Annotated in this window: 16 protein-coding genes; 7 read left to right on the forward strand and 9 right to left on the reverse strand. The window is 60.4% G+C overall.

The genetic code is table 11. The features are described from left to right. Positions 1-93: 93 nt before the first annotated feature. Positions 94-1,458 carry a DNA repair protein RadA gene (gene radA / locus BGO64_RS06155; protein WP_010673036.1) on the forward strand — a complete coding sequence of 455 codons (1,365 nt, stop codon included), beginning with the start codon at positions 94-96 and terminating at the stop codon, positions 1,456-1,458. 53 nt (positions 1,459-1,511) lie between these two features. Here the strand turns inward: radA and BGO64_RS06160 are convergent, their stop codons facing one another. Then, the gene (locus tag BGO64_RS06160; RefSeq protein WP_029313755.1) at positions 1,512-1,898 is read right to left on the reverse strand and encodes a PilZ domain-containing protein; all 387 of its coding nucleotides are present in this window, start codon (positions 1,896-1,898) and stop codon (positions 1,512-1,514) included. Between the two features lie 102 nt (positions 1,899-2,000). Beyond that, positions 2,001-2,483 (reverse strand): Rsd/AlgQ family anti-sigma factor, encoded by a 483-nt coding sequence (locus BGO64_RS06165; RefSeq protein ID WP_029313757.1) that lies wholly within the window; start codon positions 2,481-2,483, stop codon positions 2,001-2,003. A 338-nt stretch (positions 2,484-2,821) separates the two neighbouring features. Between BGO64_RS06165 and hupA the strand changes: the two genes are divergently transcribed. Continuing rightward, the gene (gene hupA / locus BGO64_RS06170) at positions 2,822-3,094 is read left to right on the forward strand and encodes a nucleoid-associated protein HU-alpha (protein ID WP_005305063.1); all 273 of its coding nucleotides are present in this window, start codon (positions 2,822-2,824) and stop codon (positions 3,092-3,094) included. 113 nt (positions 3,095-3,207) lie between these two features. Further along, entirely contained in the window at positions 3,208-3,633 is a 426-nt protein-coding gene (locus BGO64_RS06175) for a hypothetical protein (RefSeq protein WP_029313758.1), read from the forward strand. An 82-nt stretch (positions 3,634-3,715) separates the two neighbouring features. On the opposite strand, the gene BGO64_RS06180 is transcribed toward BGO64_RS06175, so the two are convergent. Next, a complete protein-coding gene (locus tag BGO64_RS06180) occupies positions 3,716-3,865 on the reverse strand; it encodes a hypothetical protein (protein ID WP_010673040.1) in 150 nt (49 codons plus the stop codon). 2 nt (positions 3,866-3,867) lie between these two features. Further along, a complete protein-coding gene (gene dusA / locus BGO64_RS06185) occupies positions 3,868-4,854 on the reverse strand; it encodes a tRNA dihydrouridine(20/20a) synthase DusA (RefSeq protein WP_221436116.1) in 987 nt (328 codons plus the stop codon). A gap of 136 nt (positions 4,855-4,990) precedes the next feature. Here dusA and zur point away from each other — a divergent pair, with 136 nt between their 5' ends. Genes zur through BGO64_RS06200 form a run of 3 tightly spaced genes read left to right on the forward strand, consistent with a single transcriptional unit; the run spans position 4,991 to position 6,133 of the window. Then, complete coding sequence (gene zur, locus BGO64_RS06190; protein WP_042882157.1) at positions 4,991-5,449, forward strand: zinc uptake transcriptional repressor Zur; 459 nt, start codon at positions 4,991-4,993, stop codon at positions 5,447-5,449. After that, complete coding sequence (locus BGO64_RS06195; protein WP_010673043.1) at positions 5,439-5,900, forward strand: chemotaxis protein CheX; 462 nt, start codon at positions 5,439-5,441, stop codon at positions 5,898-5,900. The genes zur and BGO64_RS06195 overlap by 11 nt, the downstream gene beginning before the upstream one ends. A gap of 5 nt (positions 5,901-5,905) precedes the next feature. Beyond that, positions 5,906-6,133, forward strand: coding sequence for a hypothetical protein (locus tag BGO64_RS06200; protein ID WP_039039956.1), 228 nt, complete (start codon positions 5,906-5,908; stop codon positions 6,131-6,133). Positions 6,134-6,224: 91 nt separating this feature from the next. Here the strand turns inward: BGO64_RS06200 and brnQ are convergent, their stop codons facing one another. Next, positions 6,225-7,487 carry a branched-chain amino acid transport system II carrier protein gene (gene brnQ / locus BGO64_RS06205; RefSeq protein WP_050485178.1) on the reverse strand — a complete coding sequence of 421 codons (1,263 nt, stop codon included), beginning with the start codon at positions 7,485-7,487 and terminating at the stop codon, positions 6,225-6,227. A 235-nt stretch (positions 7,488-7,722) separates the two neighbouring features. Continuing rightward, positions 7,723-8,433 (reverse strand): tRNA1(Val) (adenine(37)-N6)-methyltransferase, encoded by a 711-nt coding sequence (locus BGO64_RS06210; protein WP_049636473.1) that lies wholly within the window; start codon positions 8,431-8,433, stop codon positions 7,723-7,725. Positions 8,434-8,560: 127 nt separating this feature from the next. Between BGO64_RS06210 and srmB the strand changes: the two genes are divergently transcribed. Beyond that, positions 8,561-9,781 carry an ATP-dependent RNA helicase SrmB gene (gene srmB / locus BGO64_RS06215; protein ID WP_041210934.1) on the forward strand — a complete coding sequence of 407 codons (1,221 nt, stop codon included), beginning with the start codon at positions 8,561-8,563 and terminating at the stop codon, positions 9,779-9,781. Positions 9,782-9,968: 187 nt separating this feature from the next. Here srmB and yaaA read toward each other — a convergent pair whose 3' ends face one another. Genes yaaA through tapT form a run of 3 tightly spaced genes read right to left on the reverse strand, consistent with a single transcriptional unit; the run spans position 9,969 to position 12,942 of the window. Next, positions 9,969-10,742, reverse strand: a complete 774-nt coding sequence (gene yaaA / locus BGO64_RS06220; RefSeq protein WP_286700345.1) for a peroxide stress protein YaaA — start codon at positions 10,740-10,742, stop codon at positions 9,969-9,971. 32 nt (positions 10,743-10,774) lie between these two features. Then, positions 10,775-11,884 (reverse strand): PilT/PilU family type 4a pilus ATPase, encoded by a 1,110-nt coding sequence (locus BGO64_RS06225; RefSeq protein WP_041214461.1) that lies wholly within the window; start codon positions 11,882-11,884, stop codon positions 10,775-10,777. A 23-nt stretch (positions 11,885-11,907) separates the two neighbouring features. Beyond that, positions 11,908-12,942, reverse strand: coding sequence for a type IVa pilus ATPase TapT (gene tapT / locus BGO64_RS06230; RefSeq protein ID WP_010673050.1), 1,035 nt, complete (start codon positions 12,940-12,942; stop codon positions 11,908-11,910). Between the last annotated feature and the right edge of the window lie 14 nt (positions 12,943-12,956).

A 12,956-nucleotide genomic window follows, 5' to 3' on the forward strand; every position in this document is an offset into this window, starting at 1 on the left:
TGCCGCGGAAAGTCACTTTTCCGATTCTGGGTTTGATCTGCCGGTCGCAAACAAGTATATCAAGCAGGAATTCATCCTGTCCCCGAGTTATCCATGGCCAAAAACAAAACCGCCTATGTTTGTTCCGAATGTGGAGCCGACTTCACCCGCTGGCAAGGCCAGTGCAGCGAGTGCAAGGAATGGAACACCATCACCGAGGTGCGACTGGGGGTGACGACACCCGGCAAGAGCGCTCGCTATACCGGTTATGCGGGCGCCGTCGGCAGCCAGGTGCAGACCCTGGCGGAGATCGCCACCACGGAGATCCCCCGTTTCAGCTCGGGCTTCAAGGAGCTGGACCGCGTACTCGGTGGCGGCGTGGTCCCTGGTTCGGCCATTCTCATCGGCGGCAACCCCGGGGCCGGCAAGTCGACCCTGTTGCTGCAGACCATGTGCGGCCTGGCGCAGCGCATGAAGACCCTCTATGTGACCGGTGAGGAATCACTGCAACAGGTGGCGATGCGGGCCGGTCGGCTGGGTCTGCCCACGGACAAGCTGCGCATGTTGTCCGAGACCAGTGTCGAGCAGATCTGCCTCATCGCCCAGCAGGAGCAACCTCAGATCATGGTCATCGACTCCATCCAGGTGATGCACGTGGCGGATGTGCAGTCTGCGCCGGGGTCCGTCTCCCAGGTGCGGGAGTCGGCGGCGCTGCTGACACGCTATGCCAAGCAGAATCATGTGGCCATCTTCATGGTGGGCCACGTCACCAAGGACGGCACCCTGGCGGGCCCCAAGGTGCTGGAGCACTGCATCGACTGCTCCGTGCTGCTGGATGGCGGGCACGACTCGCGTTTTCGCACCCTGCGCTCCCACAAGAACCGCTTCGGTGCGGTCAACGAACTGGGGGTCTTCGCCATGACCGGGCAGGGAATGAAGGAGGTGAGCAACCCTTCCGCGATTTTCCTCAGCCGCGGGGAGGAGCAGGCTCCGGGCTCCATCGTCATGGTGATCTGGGAAGGCACGCGCCCCCTGCTGGTGGAGTTGCAGGCGCTGGTGGATTACTCCCAGCTCTCCAATCCGCGCCGGGTGGCGGTGGGGATGGACCACAACCGTCTCGCCATGCTGCTGGCGGTGCTGCATCGTCACGGCGGGTTGCAGATGGCGGATCAGGATGTGTTCATCAACGTGGTGGGTGGCGTCAAAGTCGAGGAGACCAGTGCGGATCTGGCGCTGCTGCTGGCCATGGTGTCGAGCTTCCGGGATCAGGCCCTGCCCAAGGATCTGGTGGTCTTTGGCGAAGTGGGGCTCTCCGGCGAGATACGGCCCGTGCCCTCGGGTCAGGAGCGACTGCAGGAGGCGGCCAAGCACGGTTTCCGCCGAGCCATCGTCCCGCATGCCAATGCGCCCAAACATCCCATCGAGGGGATGGAGGTGGTGCCGGTGAAGAAACTCTCCGATGCCCTCGAGGCCCTGTAACCGACCATGAAAAAGGAGCGTATGGACGCTCCTTTGTTTTTCTGCCTGCCCGCTCAGGATTCGGGGGGGACGTGGTCTCGGTGCTCTTGCAGCAACTGCTCCAGCTCGCGATGGAGCAGTTGCTCCTCTCCGATGTTCAGCTCGATCATCCGCTTGAGGTGAGTGGCGCTGTCGATGTCGATGTGGTGGCAGTAAAACCCCAGCTTCTTGCTGGCTTCGTGGGTCAGCTCGACCTGCATCTTGATCTCGATGTCGCTGCCCCCGAGCACGAAGCAGATTTCGTACTCCTTGTCCTCGCTGGCGACCCAATCCTCGGGTCTGAGCAGCAGGGCTCCCTGCAGGGAGACATCGACCAGCTGGGTGCGCCACTGGTGTTCACCCTGGGTGAGCTTGGCGGCGGTCAAATAGAAAATCCGAGTAAAGTGGCGGCGCTCGGCCATGGTCGTCTCCGGTCTGCGTGCGAGCAAGATGCTCATCCTTCATGTTGCAGAGTGTAATGTAGCTGGTGCATCAGGATGTTGAACTGGCTCCGATATTGAATATCAGACCTGCTGATGGCTGAGGGATTCCACCACCTGCAGCGCCTTGACCAGCCGATCCTCCTGTTTGAACCTGTCCTCCAGCACGGGGCCGAGCTGGTTCAGATCCTCGTCCAGTTGCAGCAACTGGGCTTCGTCGGCGTTGCTGTACTTGTCGTTGAACTCCAGCGCGAATTCGGTACAGGCACGGATATGGGGGTAGATACGCTTGGCCAGCTCCAGTTTGTCCCCGCTGGCTTGCTCAAAGGCGGTGACGACGTGGTTGTAGATCTCGAAATGGCCTGCGCTGACGTAATCGACCAGTTGTTCGCAAAAACGTTGCAGTTCGACGTGGCCTGGGAGGGTGCGTTGCTTGCACTTGGCGGGCATGAGGCCTGCAAGTCGCATGTACTCGACCAGCAACGCCTGTCTGGCATCCAGCCAGTCATCTATTGCTCTGTGCTTGCCTGCCAGTGCGCGCTTGGTTTTTTCCAGTTCAGTTAACATAGTCCCTCCATGGGCATGGCATGCGGCTCTCGGGTCGCATGCCTTCGGTCATTCTCATCGACTGACGACACTCCTATAACTAGGGAAAATCCAGTTGACCGTCAATAGGAGTGTAGGGATATTGTTACATCAGGTGGGGATTTGCATGCCTCTCCCCACCGGTACTTCGCATCCTGTCGCCCATCCAGGGGACAAGGGGGCGATATATGTGACTATTTCCGCAGATCTTGATGAAAACCCCAGCATTCAAGCCAATCCGGCTGATAAAGCCTTTGCCTGAGTGTTTTTTTTTGAATAGAGTGGCACGGTGCTAAATGCCCGATCATAAAGGAAATGTTATGAACAAAGCTCAACTTGTCGATGCAATTGCCGCCAAAGCAGACCTGAGCAAAGCTCAGGCCAAAGTCGCTCTGGAAGAGATCATCAATGGTATTACCCAGAGCCTGAAAGAGGGCGATGCCGTTCAGTTGGTGGGTTTTGGTACCTTCAAGGTCAACCATCGCGCGGGCCGTACCGGTCGCAACCCGCAAACCGGTAAAGAGATCCAGATTGCAGCTGCCAATGTGCCGTCCTTCGTGGCTGGCAAGGCGCTGAAAGACGCTGTCAAATAAGATCGTCTTGTAATCAAATGAAACCCGGCTTGTGCCGGGTTTTTTCTTGCCATCTTCGTCAAAATTTGTTTCAGATACACTCAGGATATGGCATGCGCTGTAGCGAGGTGGATATGGAACAGAAAAATGCCATTCGGCAGGTAGCCGTCCCCTGGGCTCCCTCTCGTCAACTCCCTCCCGGCCTGGTCGTTGCCGAACTGCATCAGGATATCTGGAGCGACACCCTGACCGTCATGCTGGGGCGCGCTCGCAGCATCGATCTGCCTCCGTTGCCCCTGTGCCGGGTGAGTTTTCGCCACATCTTCGCGGTGCGGGTGATGGAGGACTGCGATCTGGCGGAGGGGCGTGATAGCCACGTCATCGAGGAGCAGATCCAGCTCATCACCCCGTCCCGTTTCGCCAGCTGGTTCCATCAGGAATCCGATGGACTGCACTTGGATGAAGATTTGCAGCACTACCGCATCTCGACCTGGGATTACTGCGCCGATGTGCTGACCTCTTCTCCCCCTGAACTCCAGTTCATGGTTCAGGAGGAGTAAGCCAGACTGTCGGGCCGCCTCCGTGGTGACAAAAAAGCCGGCGCAGGGGCGTCGGCTTTTTCTTGTTCGGGAGAGGTGGCGTTCAGCCCAGGAGTTGGTCCCGGTGCAGCCCCAGCACGATCAGCAGCCCGATGAAATAGAAGGCGCTGAGCTTGATGCCGAGAATGGTGAGCAGGCCGGCGCACAGACGCACCAGGGCCTTGTGCAGCCAGGATCCGGTGAAGCGGTACATGATCACTCCACCGCGTCGGCTGGCGCGAACTCCGGCACCTTGGCCATGGCGTCCAGCACCACTTGAATGTCGGCCCCCGGCTTGCAGGCATTCTCGCTCAGATGGCGACGCCAGGCGCGCGCCCCCTGCATGTTCTGGAACAACCCCAGCATGTGGCGGGTCATGTGGGAGAGGTAGTTTCCCTTGGCCAGCTCCTGTTCGATGTAGGGCAGCATCATCCGCACCACCTCGTGGCGGCTTGGCACGGCACGGTTCTCGCCGAACACCAGATTGTCCACCTGGGCCAGAATGTAGGGATTCTGGTAGGCTTCGCGGCCCATCATGACCCCGTCGAGGTGCTGCAGATGTTCAAGAGTCTGTTCCAGACTGGTCACTCCGCCGTTGATGGCAATGGTCAGATCCGGGTAATCCTGCTTGACCTGGTAGACGCGAGGATAATCGAGGGGCGGGATCTCGCGGTTCTCTTTCGGACTCAGGCCGCTCAACCAGGCCTTGCGGGCGTGGACGATGAAGGTATCGCAACCGGCGTCCCTTACCTGCTCGATGAAGGCCTGCAAGAACTCGTAGGAGTCTTGCTCGTCGATGCCGATACGGGTCTTCACGGTGACCGGAATGTCGACTACGTCGCGCATCGCCTTGACGCAATCAGCCACCAGTGCGGGTTCGCCCATGAGGCAGGCGCCGAAGCGGCCGTTTTGCACCCGATCGGAAGGGCAGCCGACGTTGAGGTTGACCTCGTCATACCCGCGCTCCTCGGCGAGCCTGGCGCAGCGGGCCAGGTCTGCCGGGTTGCTGCCACCCAGTTGCAGGGCGAGAGGGTGTTCCTGCTCGCTGTAACCCAGATAGTCGCCCTTGCCGTGGATGATGGCGCCCGTGGTCACCATCTCGGTATAGAGCAGGGTCTGGCGGGTCATCAGACGGTGGAAATAACGGCAATGCCGATCGGTCCAGTCCAGCATGGGGGCGATGGAAAAGCGCTGCGCCTGCATAAAAATCATCCGGGTTGGCCAAACAAGGGGCGGGATTCTATCACAACGTGAGACAGCCCCAGAAAATGAATTTTGTCGCCGCGCACTGGGGGCCCTGTGATAGTATCCGGCTAATTGACAGGGTATCTGCGTGAACATGAATCAAGACCAACTTCTACAACGAGCGGAGCGCCTCTGCGAGCAGCGCGGGATCCGTTTCACCCCGACACGGCGCCAGGTGCTCCGGCTGCTTGCCGCCCACGGCAATGCCATCAGTGCCTATGATTTGCTGGCCCAGTTGCAGCAGACCGAGGCTCATGCCAAACCGCCTACCGTCTATCGGGCGCTCGACTTCCTGCTCGAACAGGGCTTTGCCCACAAGGTGGAGTCGCTCAACGCCTTCATCTTCTGCTGCCACTTCGACCATGCCCACCCGATGCAACTGCTGATCTGCGATCGTTGCGGTGAGGTAGTGGAGCTGCACGATCCCGCCATCGACGGCGCCTTTTCCGAGCAGGCTCATCAGCATGGTTTTACTATTACCAACAAGACCATAGAAGCCCATGGTCAATGTGCCCGCTGTTCCGTTACCGTAGGAAGTCAAGATGAAGGCTGATTTTGTAAACCCGTTCCTGCTCTCCCTGCTCAACGTGCTCTCCACCATGGCACAGCTGGAACTCAAACCGGGCGCGCCCAAGCGCAAGACGGACGAGCTGGCTCGGGGAGATGTCTCCGGCCTGATTGGCATGGTGGGTCCGCAGACCCGGGGTTCCCTCTCCATCAGCTTCGAGAAGGGGCTGGCACTGGAGATCATGCGTCGCATGCTGGGGGAGGCGCCGGCGACCATCAACGAGGAAGTGACCGACATGGTGGGCGAGATCACCAACATGGTGACGGGCGGCGCCAAACGCATGCTGGGGGAGAAGGGCTATGAGTTCGACATGGCGACCCCGGTCATCGTCTCCGGTCCCAATCACACCATTACTCACCGGGCCGACGGCGCCAAGATCATGATGCCGTTCGAATCGGAGTATGGCCGTGCCACCATCGAGATCTGCTTCGAGTAATCGCCATGTGGAAGATGCTGAAATGGAGTGTCATCGGTGGGGTGGTGCTGCTTATCCTGTCGGATATCGAGATCAGCACCTCTCTCTACAAGTACGAAGACAACCGCGTGGAGATCAACTTCCCGCGCTGGCAGGCTGACCAGCCCTGGGGCACCCTGCGCTGGCATGCGGGCCGGTTTGAGCATCACTGGTACGGTCTTGCAGGCAAACCCAAGCCAGCAACCGTCCTCTGAAGAGCGCTCTCCACAACGGATGAACCAGATTGCACCAACAAAAAAGAGGCCAGCGAATGCTGGCCTCTTTTTTGTTGGTCAAGATCTGTTATCAGGCAGCTTCTGCTGCCAGCTTGCCATTGCCACGCACCATGACACCGAGGCCACAGGCCAGCAGGGTCGGCAGCAACCAGGCCAGGCCCTTGTCAAACAGCGGCAGGAAGGCGAAAGCATCCATCTTCATGCCGGCGGCGCCCAGGCCGTCCAGGCAGCCGAACAGGAAGGCGACCAGCAGCACGGAGCGGAACACCAGGCGGGGGCGACCGAAGTAACCCTTCAGGAAGGTGACCAGTACCAGCGCCACGGCAACCGGGTAGATGGCGACCAGCACCGGAATGGAGAGGCTGATGAGCTGGCTCAGGCCCACGTTGGCCACGACGCCGCAGATGACACCCAGCAGCACGACCAGCTTCTTGTAGCTCATGCCGGTCAGGTTGTGGAAGAAGTCGGAGCAGGCGGAGATGAGGCCGACGGCCGTGGTGAAGCAGGCCAGGGTGATGATGGCAGCCAGGATGAACTGACCCGGTTGGCCGAACAGACTCAGCACGTAGGCGTTGACGATGGCACCGCCGTTGCTCACGTCTGTGGCGACGCCGGCAGCGGTGTTGCCCAGCTGGAACAGGGAGACATAGACCACGGAGAGACCGATGGCGGAGATGATGCCCGCGATGGCCAGGTACTTGAACTGGCTCTGGTAGTCATGGATGCCTTTCTGGCGCAGCAGGTCGACGATCAGGGCGCCGAACATCAGGGACGCCAGGGTGTCCATGGTGTTGTAGCCTTCCAGAATGCCTTTCACGAAGGGGGTGCTCTGGTAGTCACCGGATGCGGCAGGCATGCTTCCTTGCGGTGCGACGAAGACACCGATGGCCAGGGTCAGCAGCAGCAGCATCAGCAGCGGGGTCAGGTACTTGCCGATGGCATCCATCAGCTTGCCCTGGTTGAGGGAGACCAGGATGGCCACGCCGAAGAACAGTACTGTGTAGGCAGCCAGACCGGATGGTCCCATGTCGCCAAGGAAGGGCTTGAGGCCCATCTCGTAGGCCACCAGGCCGGTACGGGGGGCGGCGAAGGCCGGGCCGATGATGATGTAGATGGCGACGGCCAGTGCGGTGGCCACGCCGGCCGGCAGCAGCTTGGTCATGCCGGCCCAGCCGTTGCCAGCCTTGGCGACGGCGATGATGGTGATGAGGGGCAGGCCCACGGCGGTGACCAGGAAGCCCAGCATGGCCAGGGAGAGGTGCTCACCCGCCATGAAGCCGGCCAGGGGCGGGAAGATGATGTTGCCTGCGCCCAGATAGAACGCAAAGGTCATGAAGCCCAATCCGAGTACATCGGACAATGTGAGTGATTTCGTCAAGTTCAACCTCGTCTGTCTTGTAAACTATTGCTTGTTATAGTTTTTTATTTGTCAGTGACCGGCACTTTCCGGGGGTAAAAAAAAGAGCCCCGCTGGTTTTTTCATCGCGACCAGTGGTTTGAACTGGTCTTGAGCGGGCGCTCATTTAGCAGTCAGCATAATGATGTGAAAAAATAGTTCAAGGCAAAATTTACATCTTCAAATAGAAGGGGCTGGTTAGTTGGATATATCTGTCGGAATAGCCTCCCGTGGCAGAATGGATCACAATTTCACCCCTCTCACACTTGTTTAATCCTCTGCCAAGCAGCAATAAAACACGATTTGCCTCTTTCCCCTCTCTGGTGGTAACAGCCAGATAACAACGCTCATACAGATCATAACTCGACGAAATGCATAAAATTTCATCCGCCATCGCCGTGGGCAGCACCAGGGCCAGTTGCCCGGTACGGCTCAGCAGGCGATCGCTGGCGGCCAGCAATCCCCTGGGGTCGAGCCCCCCGGTATGTCGCGCCAGAGCCCTGGCCGGATCGCGAAGTGTCTGGCCTGCCGGGAAATAGGGCGGGTTGGAGACGATGAGATCGTAAGGGGGGGCGAGGTGATCCTGAATGGCGCTCTCTATGATGGTGACCCGCTCACGCCAGGGGGAGGCCGTCACATTCTCATGGGCCTGCATGGCTGCATCCTTATCCAGCTCCACCCCGTCTATGTGGCAGTCGTTCGTGCTGCGCTGGGCCAGCATCAGGGCGATGAGGCCGCTGCCGGTGCCGATGTCCAGCACCCGGCGGGCGCTGTCGACCGGCGCCCAGGCTCCCAGCAGAATGCCGTCCGTACCGACCTTCATGGCGCAGCGGTCGTGATCGATGTGAAATTGCTTGAACGTGAAACCGTTGTTGCGCCCCATTCGGCCCTCCTCCTGTGCCTGCCCGCGGAAAATGGCCGGCGATTATAGCGGCTAAGCCACAGTCACCATAGGAGCCGGCGGCATAATCGCCTATAATCTGCCGCTTCCTTAATGACCGAGTATTGCCATGAGCCAGTCCTTTGATGATTTCGACCTGAATCCAGCCCTCAGTCGGGCCTTGGCCGAGATGGGATTCACCCGCCCCACCACCATCCAGCAGATGGTGCTGGAGCCAGCCCTGGACGGCCGCGATATTCTGGCTTCTGCGCCGACCGGAACCGGCAAGACCGCCGCCTTCCTGCTGCCCGCGATGCAGCACTTGCTGGACTTCCCGCGTCGCAAGCCGGGTCCGTGCCGCATGCTGATCCTGACTCCGACCCGCGAGCTCGCGCTGCAGGTGAGTGCTCACGCCAAGGCCCTGGCGGTGCACACCCATCTCAGCATCGAGACCATCATCGGTGGCGTCAGCCATGAAGAGCAGCTGCCTGCCCTGACCAAGACCACCGACATCGTGGTGGCCACCCCGGGCCGTCTGCTCGAGTACATCGAGAAAGAGGAGTTCGAGAGCCACGACATCGAGGTGCTGGTGCTGGATGAAGCGGACCGGATGCTGGACATGGGCTTCATCAAGGACGTGAACCGCATCGTGGAAGAGGCGCGCTACCGCAAGCACACCATGCTCTTCTCCGCCACCCTGGAAGGGGCCGGCCTCGAGAAGTTTGCGAGCGAGATCCTCAAAGACCCGGTTGAGCTGCACGCCGAGCCGCCCCGCAGCGAGCGCCGCCCCATCACCCAGTGGATCCACCTGGCCGATGATGCCGCCCACAAGCTGGCTCTGCTGGTGCACATCCTGAAAAACCCGGAAACCCAGAAGGCCATCATCTTCGTCAAGACCCGTGAGCGACTGGCGGAGCTTTCCGGCCAGTTGCAGGCGGCAGGCGTGCCCTGCGCCTGGATCCGTGGCGAGATGGAGCAGGCCAAGCGCATCGAGTCTATCCGCAAGTTCCACGAAGGGGAGGTGCCCTTCCTCATCGCCACCGACGTGGCCGCCCGCGGCATCGACCTGCCGAACGTCAGCCATGTCATCAACTACGACATGCCCTACGGCGCGGATGTCTATGTGCATCGCATCGGTCGTACCGGTCGTGCCGGCAACCGCGGCTGCGCCATCAGCCTGGTGGAAGCTCACGACATGGCCATGGTCGCCAAGATCGAACGCTACACCGAGGAGCGCCTCAAGCGCCGGGTGATCGATGAGCTGCGCCCCAGACACAAGGAAGCGCGGGTGCCGGTGAAGAAGAAAAAGCCGAAGGATGCCAAGAAGTCGGCAAAGAAGAAAAAGAAGTAATGCCCCCGAGCACAGTTGAAACGGCCATCCCAGGATGGCCGTTTTGCTGTCTGCTGCCTGGGGAGTGGCCTGAGAGAGGCGCAGAAAAAAGCCGACGCAAGGACGTCGGCCAACAAAAAGTGCTTACAACAGAGGATTCACAGAGTCAGACCCGAGGATCTCCGACTTGGTTCCCTTGAATGTGTAATTAATTTTCAGCGCGCTTGAACATCAGGGTATTGGCGTCGGACTCTTCCGGTACAAAGTTGTAGCCGTCGGCATTGAAACCGGTCAGCTGTTCCACCCGGGTGAGCCGATGCTTGATGATATGACGTGCCATCATGCCGCGGGCCTTCTTGGCGTAGAAGCTGATGATCTTGAACTGGCCGTTCTTCTCGTCCTTGAAGACCGGGGTGATGATGCGCCCCTGCAGGGCTTTCGGGCGCACCGACTTGAAATACTCGTCGGAGGCGAGGTTGATCAGTACGTCGTCCCCCTGGGCTGCCAGCGCCTTGTTCAGGTGCGCAGTGATGATGTCGCCCCAGAACTGGTAGAGGTCCTTGCCGCGCTGGTTGTCGAGGCGGATCCCCATCTCCAGGCGGTAGGGCATCATGAGGTCAAGCGGCCGCAGTACGCCATAAAGGCCGGAGAGCATGCGCAGGTGGGCCTGGGCGAAGTCGAGGTCGGCCTCGCTGAAATCTTCTACGGCCAGACCGGTGTAGACGTCCCCCTTGAAGGCCAGCAGCGCCTGGCGGGCGTTGGCCGGCGTGAAGTCAGGCCGCCACTCGGCAAAGCGGGCGGCGTTGAGGCCGGCGAGCTTGTCGCTGATCTTCATCAGGCTGGCGATCTGGTCCGGGCTCAGTTGACGAGCCCGGGTGATCAGTGCTGCGGAGTGGTCCAGCAGTTCGGGTTGGGTGAAACGGGAGGTCACCAGGGGTGACTCGTAATCCAGCGTCTTGGCCGGGGAAACCACAATCAGCATAACTGTCCTTTACTAGCGATGACGCACGCCCCTCATTCATCCAGGGTCACGTTGTCGAGAGTGCCTGCGCCCAGCTGCTCGCGACCCGACAGCTTGATGAGCAGTCGCAGGTCGTTGGCGGAGTCGGCATGGGCAAGGGCCTCACTGTAGCCAATTTGGCCGGCGCAGAACAGGCCGAACAGCGCCTGATCGAAGGTCTGCATGCCGAGCTCGCCGGATTTGGTCATCACCTCCTTGAGTCTGTGCATCTCTCCCTTGCGGATGATGTCGGTGACGAGCGGGGTGTTGAGCAGGATCTCGAAGGCGGCGACCCGGCGCTGCCCGTGAGCGGAGGGGAGCAGCTGCTGGGCGACGATGGCGCGCAGGTTGAAGGAGAGATCGAACAGGAACTGGCGGTGCTTCTCCTGGGGGACCAGATGCAGGATGCGATCCAGCGCCTGGTTGGCATTGTTGGCGTGCAAGGTGGCGAGGCAGAGGTGCCCCGTCTCGGCGAACTGGATGGCGAATTCCATGGTCTCCTGGGAGCGGATTTCACCGATGAGGATGACATCCGGGGCCTGGCGCAGGGAGTTTTTGAGGGCGACATCGAAGGATGCGGTGTCGATCCCCACCTCCCGCTGGGTCACCAGACAGCGATCGTGCTGATGGACGAACTCCACCGGATCCTCCACCGTCAGGATGTGGCCGTCACCGTGTTGGTTGCGAAAGCCGATCATGGCCGCCTGGGTGGTGGACTTGCCGGCGCCAGTGGCGCCGACGAAGAGCACCAGCCCGCGTTTGGCCATGGCGACCTCCTGCAGGATGGGAGGCAGCACCAGCTCGTCAAAGGTGGGGATGCGGGTCTCGATGCGGCGCAGCACCATGCCCGGCATATCCTGTTGCCAGAAGGCGCTGACCCGAAAGCGCCCCAGCGAGCCCCGCTGGATGGCGTAGTTGGCCTCGCGGGTGTGCAGGAAGCGCTCGAAGTGGGTCTCATCCAGGCTCTCCCTGATCAGCGCCAGCGCTGTCGTCTTGTCGAGGGGGGCTGGTCCGAGCGACACCAGACGCCCGTTGACCTTGAGGGTCGGGGGGGCATCGACCGTGATGAAGAGATCCGAGCCCTTTTGTTCAACCAGTGCGGCGAGCAGAACATCCATGTTCATGGCGACTCCTTGGGTGTGCGAGCTTAAATGGTATTGGGATCGACCGCCTTGGCTTTGGCATCGAGAGAGGCGACGACCCCCCGGTTGACCAGCTGCTTGAGGCTCTGGTCCATGGTCTGCATGCCGTGGGTCATCCCGGTCTGGATGACGGAATAGAGCTGGGCCACCTTGTCTTCCCGGATGAGGTTTCGCACCGCCGGGATCCCCAGCATGATCTCGTGGGCCGCCACCCGGCCGCCACCGATACGCTTGAGCAGGGTCTGGGAGATGACCGCCCGCAGGGATTCGGAGAGCATGGAACGCACCATGTCCTTCTCCGAGCCGGGGAAGACGTCGATGATACGGTCGATGGTCTTGGCGGCCGAGGAGGTGTGCAGGGTGCCAAATACCAGGTGACCGGTTTCGGCGGCGGTCATGGCGAGGCGGATGGTTTCGAGGTCCCGCATTTCACCTACCAGGATGATATCCGGGTCTTCCCGCAGGGCCGAGCGCAGGGCGTTGCTGAAGCTCTTGGTGTCGCGGTGTACTTCCCGCTGGTTCACCAGGCAGCGCTTGTTCTCGTGCACGAATTCGATGGGATCCTCGATGGTGAGGATGTGGTGGTGGAAGTTGTCATTGATGTAATCGACCATGGCGGCCAGGGTGGTGGATTTGCCCGAGCCGGTGGGTCCAGTCACCAGCACCAGGCCGCGAGGGTACTCCGCTATCTTGCGAAATATCTCCGGCGCCCCCAGATCGTCCAGGGTCAGAACGGTGCTCGGGATGGTACGAAACACGGCGCCCGAGCCGCGCGCCTGCTGGAAGGCGTTGACCCGAAAGCGTGCCATGCCGGGTACTTCGAAGGAGAAGTCCACCTCGAAGTTCTCCTCCAGCTCCTTGCGCTGGTGGTCATTCATGATGTCGTAAATGAGAGCATGGACTTCCCGGTGATCCAGGGCGGGCAAATTGATCTTGCGAACCTCCCCATCAACCCTGATCATCGGGGGGACCCCGGCCGAGAGGTGTAGATCCGAGGCCTTATGCTTTACACTGAATGCCAATAACTCTGTGATATCCATAGATTTGTTATTCT

The organism is Aeromonas sp. 62-46, from assembly GCF_001898585.1.
Lineage (GTDB): Bacteria > Pseudomonadota > Gammaproteobacteria > Enterobacterales > Aeromonadaceae > Aeromonas > Aeromonas caviae.

What these genes read in the sequence shown, in the direction of transcription:
- BGO64_RS06180 (WP_010673040.1), bottom strand. Translation starts at nt 3,865, where the DNA reads ATGTACCGCTTCACCGGATCCTGGCTGCACAAGGCCCTGGTGCGTCTG.
- BGO64_RS06195 (WP_010673043.1), top strand. Translation starts at nt 5,439, where the DNA reads ATGAAGGCTGATTTTGTAAACCCGTTCCTGCTCTCCCTGCTCAACGTG.
- yaaA (WP_286700345.1), bottom strand. Translation starts at nt 10,742, where the DNA reads ATGCTGATTGTGGTTTCCCCGGCCAAGACGCTGGATTACGAGTCACCC.
- hupA (WP_005305063.1), top strand. Translation starts at nt 2,822, where the DNA reads ATGAACAAAGCTCAACTTGTCGATGCAATTGCCGCCAAAGCAGACCTG.
- BGO64_RS06210 (WP_049636473.1), bottom strand. Translation starts at nt 8,433, where the DNA reads ATGGGGCGCAACAACGGTTTCACGTTCAAGCAATTTCACATCGATCAC.
- tapT (WP_010673050.1), bottom strand. Translation starts at nt 12,942, where the DNA reads ATGGATATCACAGAGTTATTGGCATTCAGTGTAAAGCATAAGGCCTCG.
- BGO64_RS06175 (WP_029313758.1), top strand. Translation starts at nt 3,208, where the DNA reads ATGGAACAGAAAAATGCCATTCGGCAGGTAGCCGTCCCCTGGGCTCCC.
- BGO64_RS06225 (WP_041214461.1), bottom strand. Translation starts at nt 11,884, where the DNA reads ATGAACATGGATGTTCTGCTCGCCGCACTGGTTGAACAAAAGGGCTCG.
- dusA (WP_221436116.1), bottom strand. Translation starts at nt 4,854, where the DNA reads ATGCAGGCGCAGCGCTTTTCCATCGCCCCCATGCTGGACTGGACCGAT.
- BGO64_RS06160 (WP_029313755.1), bottom strand. Translation starts at nt 1,898, where the DNA reads ATGGCCGAGCGCCGCCACTTTACTCGGATTTTCTATTTGACCGCCGCC.
- srmB (WP_041210934.1), top strand. Translation starts at nt 8,561, where the DNA reads ATGAGCCAGTCCTTTGATGATTTCGACCTGAATCCAGCCCTCAGTCGG.
- zur (WP_042882157.1), top strand. Translation starts at nt 4,991, where the DNA reads ATGAATCAAGACCAACTTCTACAACGAGCGGAGCGCCTCTGCGAGCAG.
- brnQ (WP_050485178.1), bottom strand. Translation starts at nt 7,487, where the DNA reads ATGACCTTTGCGTTCTATCTGGGCGCAGGCAACATCATCTTCCCGCCC.
- radA (WP_010673036.1), top strand. Translation starts at nt 94, where the DNA reads ATGGCCAAAAACAAAACCGCCTATGTTTGTTCCGAATGTGGAGCCGAC.
- BGO64_RS06200 (WP_039039956.1), top strand. Translation starts at nt 5,906, where the DNA reads ATGTGGAAGATGCTGAAATGGAGTGTCATCGGTGGGGTGGTGCTGCTT.
- BGO64_RS06165 (WP_029313757.1), bottom strand. Translation starts at nt 2,483, where the DNA reads ATGTTAACTGAACTGGAAAAAACCAAGCGCGCACTGGCAGGCAAGCAC.